This window comes from Mitsuaria sp. BK037, assembly GCF_014193045.1.
Lineage (GTDB): Bacteria > Pseudomonadota > Gammaproteobacteria > Burkholderiales > Burkholderiaceae_C > Roseateles.
The window spans coordinates 2,107,791-2,121,616 of sequence record NZ_JACHYS010000001.1 but is presented as its reverse complement, the minus strand read 5'-3'; the positions used below and the strand labels follow the sequence as shown (position 1 = coordinate 2,121,616).

The 13,826-nt window shown below is 73.4% G+C and carries 10 protein-coding genes; 2 read left to right on the top strand and 8 right to left on the bottom strand.

Annotation, left to right across the window (positions count from 1 at the left end):
- Window positions 1–25: 25 nt before the first annotated feature.
- Window positions 26–505 (top strand): transcription elongation factor GreA, encoded by a 480-nt coding sequence (greA, locus tag FHT37_RS08745; RefSeq protein ID WP_091733466.1) that lies wholly within the window; start codon window positions 26–28, stop codon window positions 503–505.
- A gap of 11 nt (window positions 506–516) precedes the next feature.
- The gene (locus FHT37_RS08740; protein ID WP_091733468.1) at window positions 517–954 is read left to right on the top strand and encodes a DUF4149 domain-containing protein; all 438 of its coding nucleotides are present in this window, start codon (window positions 517–519) and stop codon (window positions 952–954) included.
- A gap of 86 nt (window positions 955–1,040) precedes the next feature.
- Here FHT37_RS08740 and FHT37_RS08735 read toward each other — a convergent pair whose 3' ends face one another.
- The 8 genes from FHT37_RS08735 to FHT37_RS08700 all read right to left on the bottom strand — a co-directional run bounded on the left by FHT37_RS08735 (window position 1,041) and on the right by FHT37_RS08700 (window position 13,816).
- Entirely contained in the window at window positions 1,041–1,517 is a 477-nt protein-coding gene (locus FHT37_RS08735; RefSeq protein ID WP_183480228.1) for a YhbY family RNA-binding protein, read from the bottom strand.
- Window positions 1,518–1,606: 89 nt separating this feature from the next.
- Entirely contained in the window at window positions 1,607–6,409 is a 4,803-nt protein-coding gene (locus FHT37_RS08730) for a hypothetical protein (protein WP_183480226.1), read from the bottom strand.
- 285 nt (window positions 6,410–6,694) lie between these two features.
- The gene (locus FHT37_RS08725) at window positions 6,695–7,654 is read right to left on the bottom strand and encodes a carbohydrate kinase family protein (protein ID WP_183480224.1); all 960 of its coding nucleotides are present in this window, start codon (window positions 7,652–7,654) and stop codon (window positions 6,695–6,697) included.
- Window positions 7,647–8,732 carry an ADP-ribosylglycohydrolase family protein gene (locus tag FHT37_RS08720; RefSeq protein ID WP_183480222.1) on the bottom strand — a complete coding sequence of 362 codons (1,086 nt, stop codon included), beginning with the start codon at window positions 8,730–8,732 and terminating at the stop codon, window positions 7,647–7,649. The genes FHT37_RS08725 and FHT37_RS08720 overlap by 8 nt, the downstream gene beginning before the upstream one ends.
- Window positions 8,733–8,746: 14 nt before the next feature.
- Entirely contained in the window at window positions 8,747–9,730 is a 984-nt protein-coding gene (locus FHT37_RS08715; RefSeq protein WP_183480220.1) for an ABC transporter permease, read from the bottom strand.
- A complete protein-coding gene (locus tag FHT37_RS08710) occupies window positions 9,727–10,914 on the bottom strand; it encodes an ABC transporter permease (protein ID WP_183480218.1) in 1,188 nt (395 codons plus the stop codon). The genes FHT37_RS08715 and FHT37_RS08710 overlap by 4 nt, the downstream gene beginning before the upstream one ends.
- Window positions 10,911–12,719 (bottom strand): ABC transporter ATP-binding protein, encoded by a 1,809-nt coding sequence (locus FHT37_RS08705; protein WP_221210983.1) that lies wholly within the window; start codon window positions 12,717–12,719, stop codon window positions 10,911–10,913. The genes FHT37_RS08710 and FHT37_RS08705 overlap by 4 nt, the downstream gene beginning before the upstream one ends.
- Window positions 12,716–13,816, bottom strand: coding sequence for a BMP family protein (locus FHT37_RS08700; RefSeq protein ID WP_183480216.1), 1,101 nt, complete (start codon window positions 13,814–13,816; stop codon window positions 12,716–12,718). The genes FHT37_RS08705 and FHT37_RS08700 overlap by 4 nt, the downstream gene beginning before the upstream one ends.
- Window positions 13,817–13,826: the final 10 nt, after the last annotated feature.

Below are 13,826 nucleotides of genomic sequence, written 5' to 3'. Positions count from 1 at the left end.
TTTTGTTTTTCAAGGTTCTAGAGACATGGCCACGACGATTCCATTGACCAAGCGCGGCGCTGAGAAGCTCAAGGAAGAACTGCATCGGCTCAAGACGGTCGAGCGGCATGCCGTGATCAACGCCATCGCCGAGGCGCGCGCGCAGGGCGACCTGTCGGAGAACGCCGAGTACGAGGCCGCCAAGGACAAGCAGGGCTTCATCGAGGGCCGCATCCTGGAGATCGAGGGCAAGCTGTCGTCGGCCCAGGTGATCGACCCGGCGTCGGTCGACGCGGGCGGCAAGGTCGTGTTCGGGACCACCGTGGACCTCGAGGAAGAAGAGTCCGGCAACGAGGTGACCTACCAGATCGTCGGCGACGACGAGGCCGACCTGAAGCAGGGCCTGATCTCGATCAGCTCCCCGATCGCCCGCGCGCTGATCGGCAAGGAAGCCGGCGACGTGGCCGAGGTGGTGGCCCCGGGCGGCATCAAGCGCTACGAGATCGTCGAGGTCCGCTACATCTGAGGCCTTCGCCGATGCTGCTCCGGATCCGTGCGCTGCTGGCGGCCCTGTGGGCCGGCGAGCTGCTGGCGGTGGCGCTGCTGGCCGCGCCGAACGCGTTCGCGACGCTGGACCGCGCGATGGCCGGCAAGTACGTCGCGCGGCTGTTCGAGATGGATGCCCGCTTCGCGCTCGCCGCGGGCGTGCTGCTGATCCTGATGGAGCGGCGCCTGCACCGGGATGGCGTGGTCGGCGGATCGGCGATGAATCCCGGCTTCTGGCTGCCCTTGCTGGCGATCGGTTTCACCGCCGCCGGTTATTACGCGCTGCAGCCGATGATGGACGCCGCGCGCCAGGGGCAGGGCAGTTGGACCTTCCTGCAGCTGCATGCGGTGTCGCTGGTGTTCTTCGGGCTGCGAACGATCGCCGTGCTTGCGCTGGCGTGGCGCGTGAGCGGACCGCGGCCCCGCTGATCGGAAGCGACAAAAAGGAAAGACGGCCCGCGGGCCGTCTTTTCGTTGGTGCCGGACCTGGCCGCCCGCGCGTGGCGGCGTCGGCGTCAGCCCCGGCTGGACTTCTTGAGGCTGGTCTGACGCGGCTTCTTCGCGCGCTTGACTTCACCGCCCTGGGTGACGCGCTGGTTGCCCAGCACGGTGACCTTCTTGATCTGCGGACGGTTGTTGCCGCTCTTCGAGAACTTCACGATCTTCACGACCTTGGGCGCGGAGCGGGCGTCCTCCTTGACGGCCTTTTCCTTCTCCGGCACCGGGCGCCACAGCACCAGCAGCTTGCCGATGTGCTGGATCGGGGCGGCGTCGAGCTGCTCGGCCAGCGTGGCCAGGATCTCCTCGCGACCCTGGCGGTCGTCGGACATCACGCGGACCTTGATCAGGCCATGGGCCCTGAGCGCGGCGTCGACCTCCTTGGTGACGGCGGCCGTCAGGCCATCGGCGCCAATCATCACGACCGGGTCGAGATGGTGGGCGTCGGCGCGCTTTTCCTTGCGCTGGGCGGGGGTCAGTTGAATAGCAGGCATCCGCGCATTATCCGTGAGCGGACCGCTCCATGGCATTGCGCATCGGGTTTCCCGCGAAAAGGCGGGCTTGCGACACGCCTCCGCGTGGCTCAGCGCGGCGCCTCGGCCGCCGCCTGCGGCACGCCGAACTGCTTCACCAGGGCTTCCTGCAGGGGTCGGTAGTCGGCGCGCGCGGCGTCCTTCATGGTGTCGAGGATGTCCTGGGCGCTGCGCTGCGCCGACTTGTCGGGCCGCAGTCCGCCGGCGGCGTCCTCGGCGTAGTGGCCGGCCTCCGGATAGGCCTGCCGGACCAGCGCGTGCACCAGGCCGCCCAGCGTCGGGCCGTCGCCGGCCTCGTCCATGCGGACCATCTCCCGGCGCCCGCCGCGCACCTGCGGCGTGAAGACGCCATCGGGCGACACCACGATCACATGCGCCGGCTCGTGGCGCTTGTCCGACAGGTCGCTGAGCGCGGCTTCCCGCTTCAGGTCGATCTTGTCGTAGGTCATGTCGAAGGGGGTGTGCTCGGCCTGGCCGGCCGCGTCGAGCACCACCAGCTCGATCCGCTTGCGCAGCAGGCTGGTCATGAGCCAGCTGAAGGACGCGGCGTCCTGCGTCGACAGCGGGCTGGACAGCGACTTCTCGCCGATGGCGTCGGCCACGGCGCCCGCCTGCTCCCGGATGGCCTGGCGCTGCGCGGCGGCCTCGCGGGCCGCGTCGGTGGCGGCATAACCGCCGGCCTCGCGGAAGTGGGCGTGATGGACGTTCTCCGTCGCCAGGTCCAGCAGTCCCTCCGACACCAGCGGGTCCTTGCCCAGGATCAGCGCATGCGTCGCCTCCTTGATGGCGCGCATCGACTGGTCGCCGCTGTAGGGATGCAGCCAGCGCGCGCGCTCGGGCGGACCCTGCTCGCCGGCGCGGTCCATGTCCTCCAGGCCGCGGCCGAGGAAGTAGCTCTTGTTGTTGGACCATTCGAGCACCTGCCGGCCCGCGTCCTTCACGGCGTCCAGGCGCCGGAAGCGGTCCTCGCCGAGGTCGAAGACCCAGGCGTCGGGCGCCGGCTGGCGGGTGGCCTTGAGCAGATGGCCCGAGCGCGGCTCCATCGCCTCCTCGCCTTCGCGCAGGTCCACCGACGGCTGCGCCTTCTTCGCCTGGAAGCGCTGCTCCAGCTCGTAGGTGTTGACCTGCTCGAAATAGACCACCTGGCCCAGGTCCTGCACGTCCTTGCCTGGCGCGTTGACGGCGGGGCCCTTGCCGGCGTTGGCGTCGATCTTGCGGACCCGCATCAGCACGCCGGGCACGGCCACCACCTCGCCCTGGGCCAGGTCGCTCACCTTGGCGAAATTCACGCCGCTGAGCAGCTTGGCGTGGATGCGCAGGCTGCGGTCGCGCGTCGCCCCGGCATTGATGCCGGCGCCGAAGTAGGCCGCCATGCGGCTGGAGGTGGTGGCCGAATACATCTCGGTGAGCGCCACCACCTCGCCCTCGGTGACGGTCTTGTTGGGCGACTGTCCGGCTTCCACCGGCTGCCCGAAGCGGGTCTGGCCGCCGGGCGCGATGTAGGACGCCTCGGTGACCGCGGCGCGGTCGAGGTTGGCGGGGAACTTCGGCGCGTAGCGCGCCGCCAGGTTGACGTCCAGGATGGCGCTGGGATCGACCAGGCCCTCGCCGCCGTCCGGCTTGTGGGCCGAGGCGGTGAGCACCATGTGCGGCACGCTGATCGCGCTCTTGGGGCGGATCGGCTGGTACTGCAGCTGGCCGACGTAGTCGAAGCGCAGCGGCAGGTGGAACATGCCGGACTCGACGGTGTAGAGGAAGGCCGAGTTCGTGGCCCGCTTCTGCAGCAGCTCGGACACCGGCGGCAGGCCGGTGTCGGTGCGCGGCGTGTGGATGCCCGGCGCGCCGGCCATCAGCTGGGTGGTGGGCCACGCCGCCGCCTGGCCGCGCCGCGTCCAGGTGGTCACGTTGCGCGGCACCTCCGCCGAATCGAGCAGCAGCCCTGGGCGCGCGTCGACCGGCCGGCCGCGGTTGCTGTAGTCGTTGACGATCTCGTGGAACTGGCTGGTCTGCGGCAGGCTGCCGCGCGAGGACCACTGCTCGCGCGCGGCGCGGCTCTGCCGCTCGAAGGTCTCGCGGTCCTTGGCATCCAGCAGCGCGACGTCGTAGCGCAGCGCCTCGGGGCGGTCCTGCGCCTCGTCGGCCGCCGGCCCGCCATCCGCCGCCTCGATGAGCGCATCCAGCTTCTCCTGCAGGCGAAGGTCCATCTCCTTCTCGCGCTCGGGATGCAGCGGCTGCGAGGCATGCTGGATCGAATCGTGGACCGCCGCCAGCTCGGCGCCGATCTCGCTGAAGCGGCCGGCCTCGTGCTCGAGCGGGAAGCGGCTCAGGTACTGCCGCACTCCCTCCATGCCTTCACGCACGTTCAGCAGCATCATCATCGCGGTCCGGTTCTCCTCGAGCTTGCGCCCCGCCAGCCCGGCGGCGGCGTTGGAGACGTCGGTGATGGCGCGGTCGATGATGGAGATCGGGTCGCCCATCCCGCGGGTCTCGCGACTCATCTGGTGGTCGTAGGCGCTGGCGTTGTCGCCCACGAAGCCGGCGCTGTTGAGCATCGTGGTCAGCATGGGCTCGTACATCGTGTCGAGCCGGCCGATGGCGCGCGCGGCCAGGGTGGCGCCGACGGTGCGCGCGGACGGATGGCCGTCGCCGCCCGGCAGCGTGAACGCGTTGGAGACCCCGCGCGCGACGTTGTAGATCGTGTTGTAGAGCAGGGTCAGCGAGAGGTGGGCGGCGGCGTGGTTCGCGGGATCGCCGGCGCGCGACTTCATCCATTCGACGCCGCCCTTGGCGACCGAGGCGGAGGCCAGCGCCATCACGTCCACCGCGTTGCCGCGGTGCAGCCCGAAGGCCTGCTGCAGCTTCATGTTGAGGGACAGGCGCAGCATCTCCTCGGCGCTGGGCAGCATGGCGCGGATCGCGAACCGGCCCATCCGGCCCTCGGGCCACTGGAAGTGGGCCGGCATCATCTTGCCGAACTGCGCCATCGCGAAGGTGGTGGCCTCCTGCGCCGCCACCATGCAGCCCACCGCCTTGGCCAGGCCGTCGAAGCCGATGTTGCCGCCGCCCTGGCTGCTCAGCCCGGCGACGCCGATGCCGGCGGACGCCATGCGGCCCAGCATGTTGAATCCGTAGACCACGCCGGTCTTGGCGGCCACCTTGACGGCGGTGTTGATCGTGTAGTCCAGCGGGCGCTGGTTGCCGAGGCCGAACGCCGGCTGCGAGGTCGCCAGCCGACTCGCGGCGACCAAGGTGCGCTTGAGGACCGTGGGGACCAGGGGCCCGGCGCCCTTGATCAGCGGCCCGGCGGGCAGCGCCTCGCCGGTGGAGAGCACCAGCGCCGGCTCGGGCGTGCCGGACTTGCTGGCGCGCAGGCCGTTGTACTGGCCCTCGTAGGAGTACAGGTCGATGTCGGCCGCGGCGCCATGGCCGGCCTGCATCATCCCGGCGCTGTCGCTGTGTCCGAAGCTCGGTGTCGGGTTGACCAGCCGCAGCCGGGCGCCCTGGGTGCTGGCCGTCAGCTCGTGCACCGCCTGGTCGTCGGTGGTGAAGCGGATGACGACGGGCTTGGCGCTCGCCCCTTCCGCGCGGGCCTGGCCGAGCTGCTCGCGCAGCGTGTCCATCAGCGCCTCGAAGGCGCGCGCGCCCTTGGCGGACTTCACGCCGGTCAACTCGGCCGGGCCGACGACCTCCCATTGCTTGACGCCCCGGATCTTGGCCAGCACCGGCCCGCCCACGTTCACCGCGGAGGGCGGATGCTCCAGGTCCCCGGCGGTCTGCGCGCGCAGGGCGGGCGGCCGGTCGGACGGCGGGGTGGGGCGGCCCTGGAACTCCTCGTAGCCTTCCATCGCGGTGATGAGGAACAGGCGCTCCGACTTGTAGAAATGCGGGGTGAGCGCGGTCAGGCCATTGGCCAGCGTCGGGCCGAAGCCGGGCAGCGTCGCGGTCTCGGGACTGGACCACCACTGCGCTTCCTTGGGCATCGCGCTCGGGTTGGGCGGCATCTGCATGATCGGGTCGTCGGACTCGGCCAGGGAGCGCCGCGCGTGCAGCGCCGAATCCATCGACAGCTGCTTGATCGAGGAGCGCAGCGAGGTCTCCATGTCGCCGCGGGGCAGCGAGGGGCGGTCCGCGCGGGGCGGGCCGGCCTCCAGATCGGGCTCGGCGCCGCCGCGCGGTGGCCGGTGGGCGAGCATGCCCGTTCCTTCGAGCGCCTCCAGGTCGGCCAGCTTGATCAGCCGGTCGCCATAGCCCTTGACGAAGAAGCGCGGCTCGGCCTCGCCGGGCAGCGTCTGGCTGATGACTGGCAGGCGCTCGGCCACGGTCATGCCGTGGGGGCCGTGGGCGGTGAGCTTCAGCACGTGGCTGTGGTCGTTGAGGTCCGCCAGCTGCGCGCCCGCCGACGCGGAGGGCACCAGCGCCGCCTCGAAGCGGCCAAGGAAGCGCGTCATGTCCTCGCGGGTGGCGCCGTAGTCGGTCTTGAGCTGGGCCAGCCGCGCCGGATCGGCCGGGGGCGCGGCGAGCACGCCCTCGAGCGCGGTGACGGGGTCGGTGCGCTGGACGGGCCGGGCCTGGGCCACGGCGGCGGTGGATGACGTTGAGGGCGCTGGCGTCGTGGGGGGCGGGTTTTGCGTCCGCAGCTGCGCCAGCGTGGTCACGTCGGCGCGGGGCGGCGGTTGCATGGACTGCGACGACGCCCGCGGGTTCGGTTCCAGCGCCTGGCCGCCCGAGCCGGTGGGCATCGAGCCGGCGGTGTCGGGGCGGGGCGGGGCGCCCGTGGTGGCGCCCGGCGGGGGCGTGAGTTCGACGGCGGAGGACGAAGAGGTTGTCGGACCGACGGGCGTCAGCGTGACCATGGCGGGGCGCTCCAGGATGCGATGCGCGAGGACTCGCGCGCTGGAACGCAGGCTAGGTCAAGGCCGCGTCGGGTCGGCGCCGGATGCGCAGCGCGGAGCGGGGAGGCGAAGTGGCGCCCGGATGGGCAGCGTCGGCGCGGTTGCGGGAGAGCGGCGCGGTGGCGCGAGCCCCCTCACCCGTCCCTCTCCCCCGGAAGGGGCGAGGGGGCGACCTCTCACGCTGGTGGGGGGCGGAGAACTCCCTCTCCCGCTTGCGGGAGAGGGTCGGGGTGAGGGTCTTGTGAGTCACCAGACGTTGTCTGGCCCCTCCAGGCGCAGAGTCCCCGCCTGACCGAGCCGCGCGTCGACCGCCGCCCGCGAGGGCAGGCCGGCGCGGGCGCCGACCTCCGCGATCACGAAGCTGCTGACCGCGCAGGCGAAGCGCAGGCTGGCCGCCAGCGACTGGCCCTCGAGCCGGGCGAGCACGAAGGCGGCATTGAAGGCGTCACCCGCCCCGGTGGTATCGCGCACCGGCACGTCGAACGCGGCCTGCCGCACCACGCCGTCGCGGTCGGCCGCCATCGCGCCCTGAGCGCCCAGCGTGACGACGACGCAGGACGGCCCCTGGTCGAGCAGGCGGCGAAGCCCGTCGGCCGAGGGCGCCTCGCCGGTGCCGGCCCGGAAGCCGGCCTCGTTGAAGAACACCAGGTCGGCCAGCGGCAACTGCTGCGCCAGCGCCCGCGCGTCGCCGACCACCGAGGGTTCGAGGTCGAGCGCCACCCGCGTGCCGGTGCGCCGCGCCAATTGGCTGATGCGCGTCAGCTCCGCCAGGTCGCGCGGCATGGCGTAGAGCACGCGCGACTGCAGCAGCGCGTCGTGCAGGCGCTGCACGGGGAAGGGCGGCGGCGCGGCGGCCATCGGCGCGACCACCAGGCCGCGGTCGCCGCCCGGCGGCAGCAGCGAGAGCGCCAGGCCCGACGCCACGCCGGCCACGACCTGCAGGTGTTCCACATCGACGCCGTCGTCGCGCAGCGAGCGCCGCAGCTGCTCGCCGAACAGGTCGGCGCCGATGCGGCCGAACACGGCCGCGCGGCCGCCCAGCCGCGACAGCGCGCAGGCCGCGTTGGCCGTGGTGCCGCCCGCCGAATGGCCCGCCGCGCGCGCCATCACCTTGCCGCCCGCCTCGGGCCATTGGTCGACGTCCAGGCTCAGGTCCATGCAGGGATCGCCAAAGGCCAGCAGGTCCCAGCGACGGCGCTCAGCCATGGCCGCGCTCCTGCCAGTGGCGCCAGGCCAGGCCGCCCAGGCCCGCCGCGATCGCGTCCAGGTCGAAGTCGGCGCGGTTGGCGGTCTCGAACTCGGCGCGCATCGCCGCCGGCACGCCGGCCAGTCCGCGCCAGGCGCCGGCGATCGCGCCGGCCATGGTCGCGATGGAATCGGTGTCGTTGCCGATCGAGGCGCCGATGGCGATGGTCCGCATCGGATCGCCGCCGGTGTAGGCCACGATGCCCACGGCCGCGGGCACGGACTCCGCCGCCAGCACCGAGTTGCCCACCAGCCCCTCCATCCGCGACATGAAGCTGCGGTCGTCCGGCGCCTGGGCGGCGATCGCCAGCGCCGCTTCCAGCCGCGCCAGGTAGCGGGGGCCGGCGACGTCGCGGGCGCGTTCGCGCGCGATCGCCTCGCCGCGGGTCGCGCCTTCCACCGCGGCGGCCAGCACCTCGCCCAGCGCGTCGGGCGACGGCGGCGTGACCAGCGCGCGAGAGACGGCGGCGGCGATCGAGCAGGCCGCCGAGATCGCGACACCGGTGTCGTGCGAGGGCATGCAGGTGACGAAGGCCTGCTCGCAGGCGGCGGCCAGGTCGCCGGGGTGGATCAGGCCGGCCGGCGCGACGCGCATCGCCGCGCCGTTGGTCGTGCCCATGCCGGTGAGCTTGCGGCGCGACTGCCCGATCACGCCGACGCTCGCCAGGTCCGTGCCCTCCTGCAGCGCCTTGACGATGCCCGCGGTGCTGGGGCCCATGAAGCCGGCCTTCGGGCTGGTGCGCACCCAGTCCAGCAGGCACTCGACCCAGCCCGCCTGGTCCAGCCGGCCCTCGGCGGCCACCAGCGCGCGGGCCAGGTAGTACATCTGGCTCGCGTCGTCGGTGACCTCGGCCCGCAGGCCGCCATTCACGCCGGCGAAGGTGTCCGGCGTGGGGGTCTCGAAACGCGTGACCAGTCCGCCGAAGTGGGCCGCGATCTCGTCGATGCTCCATTGCTCGGTCGGCGCGCCGAGCGCGTCGCCCATGCCGGCCAGCGTCAGCGACGCCTGGATGCGCTCGCGCAGTTGCTCTTGGTTCATCCTGGGAAGGTCCTTCAAGGTCTCTGGGAAATCTCGGGCGTGGCGGGCCTGGGCCGCCGCGCGCGGCGCGCGCCGGCCACGGCCATGGCGAGCAGGGTGACGATGGGCGGCAGCATCTGCGGCAGCTGGGGCCGCCAGGCCAGCGCGCCGAGCTGGGTGGCCAGCACCGCGCTGGCGCCGAACAGCAGCGCCGCCGCGGTGGTCCCCGCCAGCGCGCGGGCGCCGAGGAAGACGGCCGCCAGTGCCAGGAAGCCGCGACCGGCGCTCATGTCCGCCTGGAACAGGGTCACGTAGCCCATGCTGAGGTAGACGCCGCCCAGCCCGGCCAGTGCGCCGCTGGCCAGCAGCGCCAGGTACTGCATGCGCTTGACCGGAATGCCGGCGGCGAGCGCGGCGGCCGGGTTCTCGCCGGTGGCGCGCAGCCAGCGGCCCCAGGGGGTGCGCTGCAGCAGCAGCCACACCGCCGCCACCGCCAGCGGCGCCAGCAGCAGCGGCAGGGGATGGCCGCGGCCGCCTTCGCCGTTGACCAGCAGGTCCAGCGCCGGCCAGCCGGCCAGGCCGGGCACCCGCAGCGCGGGCAGCGCGGGGCTGACGAGCGTGGCGGTGGAGCCCTTGTCGCCGACCCAGCTGGCCATCAGGAACACGGTCAGCCCGGCGGCCAGCAGGTTCATGGCGATGCCGGCGACGATCAGGTCGGCGCCGAACTCGAGATGGAAGACCGCCAGCAGCAGCGCGAGCGCGAGCGCCGCCAGCAGCGCCGCGCCGCCGCCGATCAGCGCGTGGGCCCAGACCGGCAGCGCCGGCCAGAGCTCGGTGGCCTGCACCGCGCCCACGACGCCGAAGAACGCGGCGACCAGCATCAGGCCCTCCAGCGCCACGTTGACGCAGCCGGCCAGGTCCGACACCAGCGCGCCGAGCGCCGCGAAGAGGATGGGCGTGGTGGCGCGCAGCAGCGCGACGACCAGCCCGACGACGACGAGGGTCCAGGTGTCGGTCATGTGGCGACTCCGGGGGAGGGCTCGACGGTCTCGACGGCGGGCGCGCCGCGCCGGCTCCGCCAGCGCGCGAGGCCCTCGGCCAGCCGCGGCCACAGGCGCTCGGAGACGACGAACAGGATGATCAGCGCCTGGATCACCAGCACCATCTCGCGCGGGACGTCGGTGCCGCGCTCCATCGCCTGCCCGCCGGCCCGCAGGTAGGCGTAGAGCAGCGCCGCCATCGGGATCGCGCGCGGCTGGTTGCGCGCCAGCAGCGCCACCACCAGGCCCTCGTAACCGAGGCCGGCGGGCAGGTCCACCGGCAGCCGCCCGAGCAGCGCATGGCTGACATGCAACCCCGCCAGTCCCGCGAACACCCCGCCCAGCGCGGTCGACAGCATCACCGTGCGCGCCACCGGCAGCCCCATGCGCCGCGCGAAGTCCGGCGCCTGGCCGACGGCGCGCAGCGCATAACCGGCACTGGTCCGGTCCAGCATCGCCTGGGCGGCCCAGGCCAGCAGCGGCACCGCGATCAGCATCGCGCTCACATGCGTGCCGGGGATCAGCGCACCCAGCGACGCGGCCGGCGGCAGCAGCGGCGTGGCGATGAAACCCGCGCCGGGATCGCTCATCCACTCGCTGAGGATCAGCCGGAACAACTGCACCGCGACCAGGTTGAGCATCAGGGAGGTGACGATCTCGCTGGCGCCATGGCGCACCCGCATCCAGCCGGGCAGCAGCCCCCAGGCACCGCCCACGAGCATCGCGGCCAGCAGCGAGGCCGGCAGCACGACCACCGCGGGCCAGGCGGCCAGCGCCAGGCTGGTGGCCACGGCGGCCAGCGCGCCGAGGAACATCTGCCCGTCCGCGCCGAGCGTGAACTGCCGGGCGCGGAAGGGCAGCGCGATCGCCAGGCCCAGCAGCGCCAGCGTGATGGCGTCCTCGATCGCGGCGCCGAAGAGCACCACGCGCCGCAGCTCCCAGCCCTGCGTGCCGAGGTGGAACTCCGGCAGCGGGCCGGTGAGCAGCGCCAGCCAGGCGCGCAGCGGCTCATCGCTGACCAGCGCGGTCAGGGCGAAGCCGACCAGCAGCGCCGCGGCCAGCGACAGCGGCAGCGTGCCGATGCCGGCACCGGCGCGCCGGAGCAGGACGGTGAGGCCGGCGCGGCGCGAGGCCCGGGGCGCGGGAGGGGCGGCGGACGTCACGGCAGGCGTTCCTCGTCGGGGGCGAAGGGCGTGGAGGGAGCGGAGGGCGCTGAGAGCGCCGAGCGTGCGGAGGGCGCGACGGGGGCAGAGGGCTCGGCGGGCGTGAAGGGCGCGTCCAGGTCGGCGCGGGCGGCCGGGTCGTGGCACACGCCGGTCATGTAGAGGCCGAGCCGCCGCGCGTCGACCTCGGCGGCCGCGAAATGCCCGACCAGTCGGCCGTGCGACATCACCGCGATGCGATCGGACAGCGCCAGCAGCTCGTCCAGGTCGGCCGAGATCAGCAGCACGGCCGCGCCGCTGTCTCGCAGCGCGCCCAGGCGCTCGTGCAGCGACTCGCAGGCGCCGATGTCGACGCCGCGCGTCGGCTGGCTCGCGACGAGCAGACGCGGGGCCAGGGCGATCTCGCGGGCCAGCACGACCTTCTGCATGTTGCCGCCCGACAGCGAGCGGATCGGCACCTCGGGCGATGCGGCCACGACGCCGAAGTCGCGCAGCAGGCGGGCGGTCTCGCGCGCCGCCCCTCCCAGATCCATCGCGCCGAACCAGCCGGGCACGCCGCGCCGGACCACGGGTGGCCCGGCATGCCGGTTGGCGATCGCGTTCTCGGTGATGCTCATGTCCGGCGCGACGCCGTCGTGCAGCCGGTCTTCCGGCAGCGCCGCGACGCCCGCCGCCCGCGCCGCGCGGATGCCGGCGTCGCCCTGGCCGCGCAGCGGAATGCCGTCGACCGAGACCTGCCCGCGCTCCGCGCGCACCAGGCCGGCCAGCACGTCGGCGAGCAGTCCCTGCCCATTGCCTTCCACGCCGGCGATGCCGAGGATCTCGCCGCCGGCGATCTCCAGCGTCAGGTCTTCCAAGGTCTGGCGGCCGCCGGCGTCCGTGGCCGCGACCGCACGCATGCTGAGCACCGGCGTGCGGCGCTCCGGCGCCGGCGACGGCCGCGACCGCCGCGGCGCGACGGCGCGTCCCACCACCATCGCGGCGATCTCCGCCTCGCCGACGTCCCGCGTCGCGGCGCTGCCGGCCACGCGGCCGCCGCGCAGCACGGTGAAGCGGTCCGAGACCTCGCGGATCTCCGCGATCCGGTGCGTGATCAGGATCACCGCCAGGCCATGGTCGGCGTAGCGCCGCAGCGCGGCCATCAAGGCCGCGGCCTGCTGCGGCGCCAGCACCGCCGTCGGCTCGTCCAGCATCAGGATGCGGGCGCCCTGGTGCAGCGCCTTGAGCAGCCCCACCGCCTGCTGCTCGCCCAGCGAGAGCCGCGACACCGGCGTGCGCGGATCCAGCGGCAGGCCGAAGCGGCGCGCCGTCTCGGCGACCTGCTCGATCGCGACGCGGGTGTCGAGCAGCGGACCGCGGCGCGGCTCCTGGCCGAGCACGACGTTCTCGGCGACGGTGAAGGAGGGCACCAGCGTCACATGCTGCGGCACCAGGCCCATGCCGGCGGCGATCGCCTCGCGCGGCGTGCGCCAGCGCACCGGCTCGCCGTCCAGGCGGATCTCCCCGGCGCTGGGCTGCTCCAGCCCGTAGAGCATCTTCATGACGGTGGACTTGCCGGCGCCGTTCTCGCCGACGATGGCATGCACCTCGCCCGGCGCGATGGACAGGCTGACCTGGTCCACCGCCAGCGTGCCGGTCGGGTAGCGCTTGGAGACGCCGTGCAGCGACAGCCGTCCGGGCGGGGCGGCGCCGATCGGCGCGCTGCCGGGCGGGGGGGCCGATGAGGCGCTCATCGCGATGTCCATCGCGGCGCTCGTTGCGGCGCTCGTGGCGGTGTCCCACGGCGTGTTCATCGCGGCGCTCATCCGGGCGTCCTCGCCGAGAAGGCGCTCGGCACGCGGCGCTGGCCGGCGACGATCTCCGCGCGCACCTGCTCGAGCTCCTGCCAGAGCGCGGGCGGCCATTGCGCTAGCAGGCCGGCGCGGGGCGCGAGGCTCACGCCGCGCTCCGCCAGGCCCAGCGACACGACACCGCCCGGCGCCGCGGGCTGCCGCAAGGACGCGCGCAGCGCCTCCAGCACCGCGACGTCGACGTTCTTGACCACCGAGGTGAGGATGCGCGCCGCCAGCGCCGGCTGGCGCGGACGGTAGAGCGCGTACTGGTCCACGTCCACGCCGATGGCGTAGCGGCCGGTCTCCAGCGCGGCCTCGTTGACGCCCTGGCCGCTGGCGCCCGCGACATGGAACACGATGCCGGCGCCGCGGCCGAACAGCGTCTTGGCGATCTCCTTGCCCAGCGCCGGATCGGAGAAGGAGTTGGCGTACTGGGTCGCCACCGGCAGGTCCGGATCCGCGGCCTTGGCGCCAGCGCGAAAGCCGACGATGAAGTCGTCGACGACCGGGAACTGCATGCCGCCCATCACCCCCAGGCCGCCACCGGGCGCGACGCCTGGCAGGCCGGCCCGGTCGAGCCGCGCCGCCAGCCAGCCGGCCAGGTAGGCGCCCTCGTTCTGGCGGAACAGCAGCGAGCGCACGTTGCGGCAGGCGCAGCGGCCGGCGTCCACGGCGGCGTCGTAGAGCACGAAGCGACGTTCCGGATAGGCCCGCGCCAGCTGCTCGACATAGGGCGCCATCGTGTAGGTGCCGGTGACGATCAGGTCGTAGTCGCCGCTGTCGGCCAGCGCGGTCAGGGCCGGCAGCCAGCGCGTCGGATCGGTGCCGCCCTCCACGATCTTGATGGTGACCGGCAACTGCCGCGCCGCTTCACGCATGCCCTTGGCCGCGCCGTCGAAGAAGGACTTGTCGCCCAGCGTGCCGTTGATGAAGAGCACGGCGCGCACCGCATGGCCGGCCTGGGCGCGCGGCAGCAGCCGCTCGCCCGCGGCCTTCAGCGCGTAGAGCACGGCCACGGCCGCCAGCAGCCACAGGAGCTGACGCAGGAGGAAGCGGAGGGCGGGGCGCATCGACGGCGGT

Excerpts from the sequence above, each read along its gene's own strand:
- FHT37_RS08705 (WP_221210983.1), bottom strand. The coding sequence starts at position 12,719 with ATGAGCGCCGCGATGAACACGCCGTGGGACACCGCCACGAGCGCCGCA.
- FHT37_RS08715 (WP_183480220.1), bottom strand. The coding sequence starts at position 9,730 with ATGACCGACACCTGGACCCTCGTCGTCGTCGGGCTGGTCGTCGCGCTG.
- FHT37_RS08700 (WP_183480216.1), bottom strand. The coding sequence starts at position 13,816 with ATGCGCCCCGCCCTCCGCTTCCTCCTGCGTCAGCTCCTGTGGCTGCTG.
- FHT37_RS08740 (WP_091733468.1), top strand. The coding sequence starts at position 517 with ATGCTGCTCCGGATCCGTGCGCTGCTGGCGGCCCTGTGGGCCGGCGAG.
- FHT37_RS08730 (WP_183480226.1), bottom strand. The coding sequence starts at position 6,409 with ATGGTCACGCTGACGCCCGTCGGTCCGACAACCTCTTCGTCCTCCGCC.
- greA (WP_091733466.1), top strand. The coding sequence starts at position 26 with ATGGCCACGACGATTCCATTGACCAAGCGCGGCGCTGAGAAGCTCAAG.
- FHT37_RS08725 (WP_183480224.1), bottom strand. The coding sequence starts at position 7,654 with ATGGCTGAGCGCCGTCGCTGGGACCTGCTGGCCTTTGGCGATCCCTGC.
- FHT37_RS08735 (WP_183480228.1), bottom strand. The coding sequence starts at position 1,517 with ATGCCTGCTATTCAACTGACCCCCGCCCAGCGCAAGGAAAAGCGCGCC.
- FHT37_RS08720 (WP_183480222.1), bottom strand. The coding sequence starts at position 8,732 with ATGAACCAAGAGCAACTGCGCGAGCGCATCCAGGCGTCGCTGACGCTG.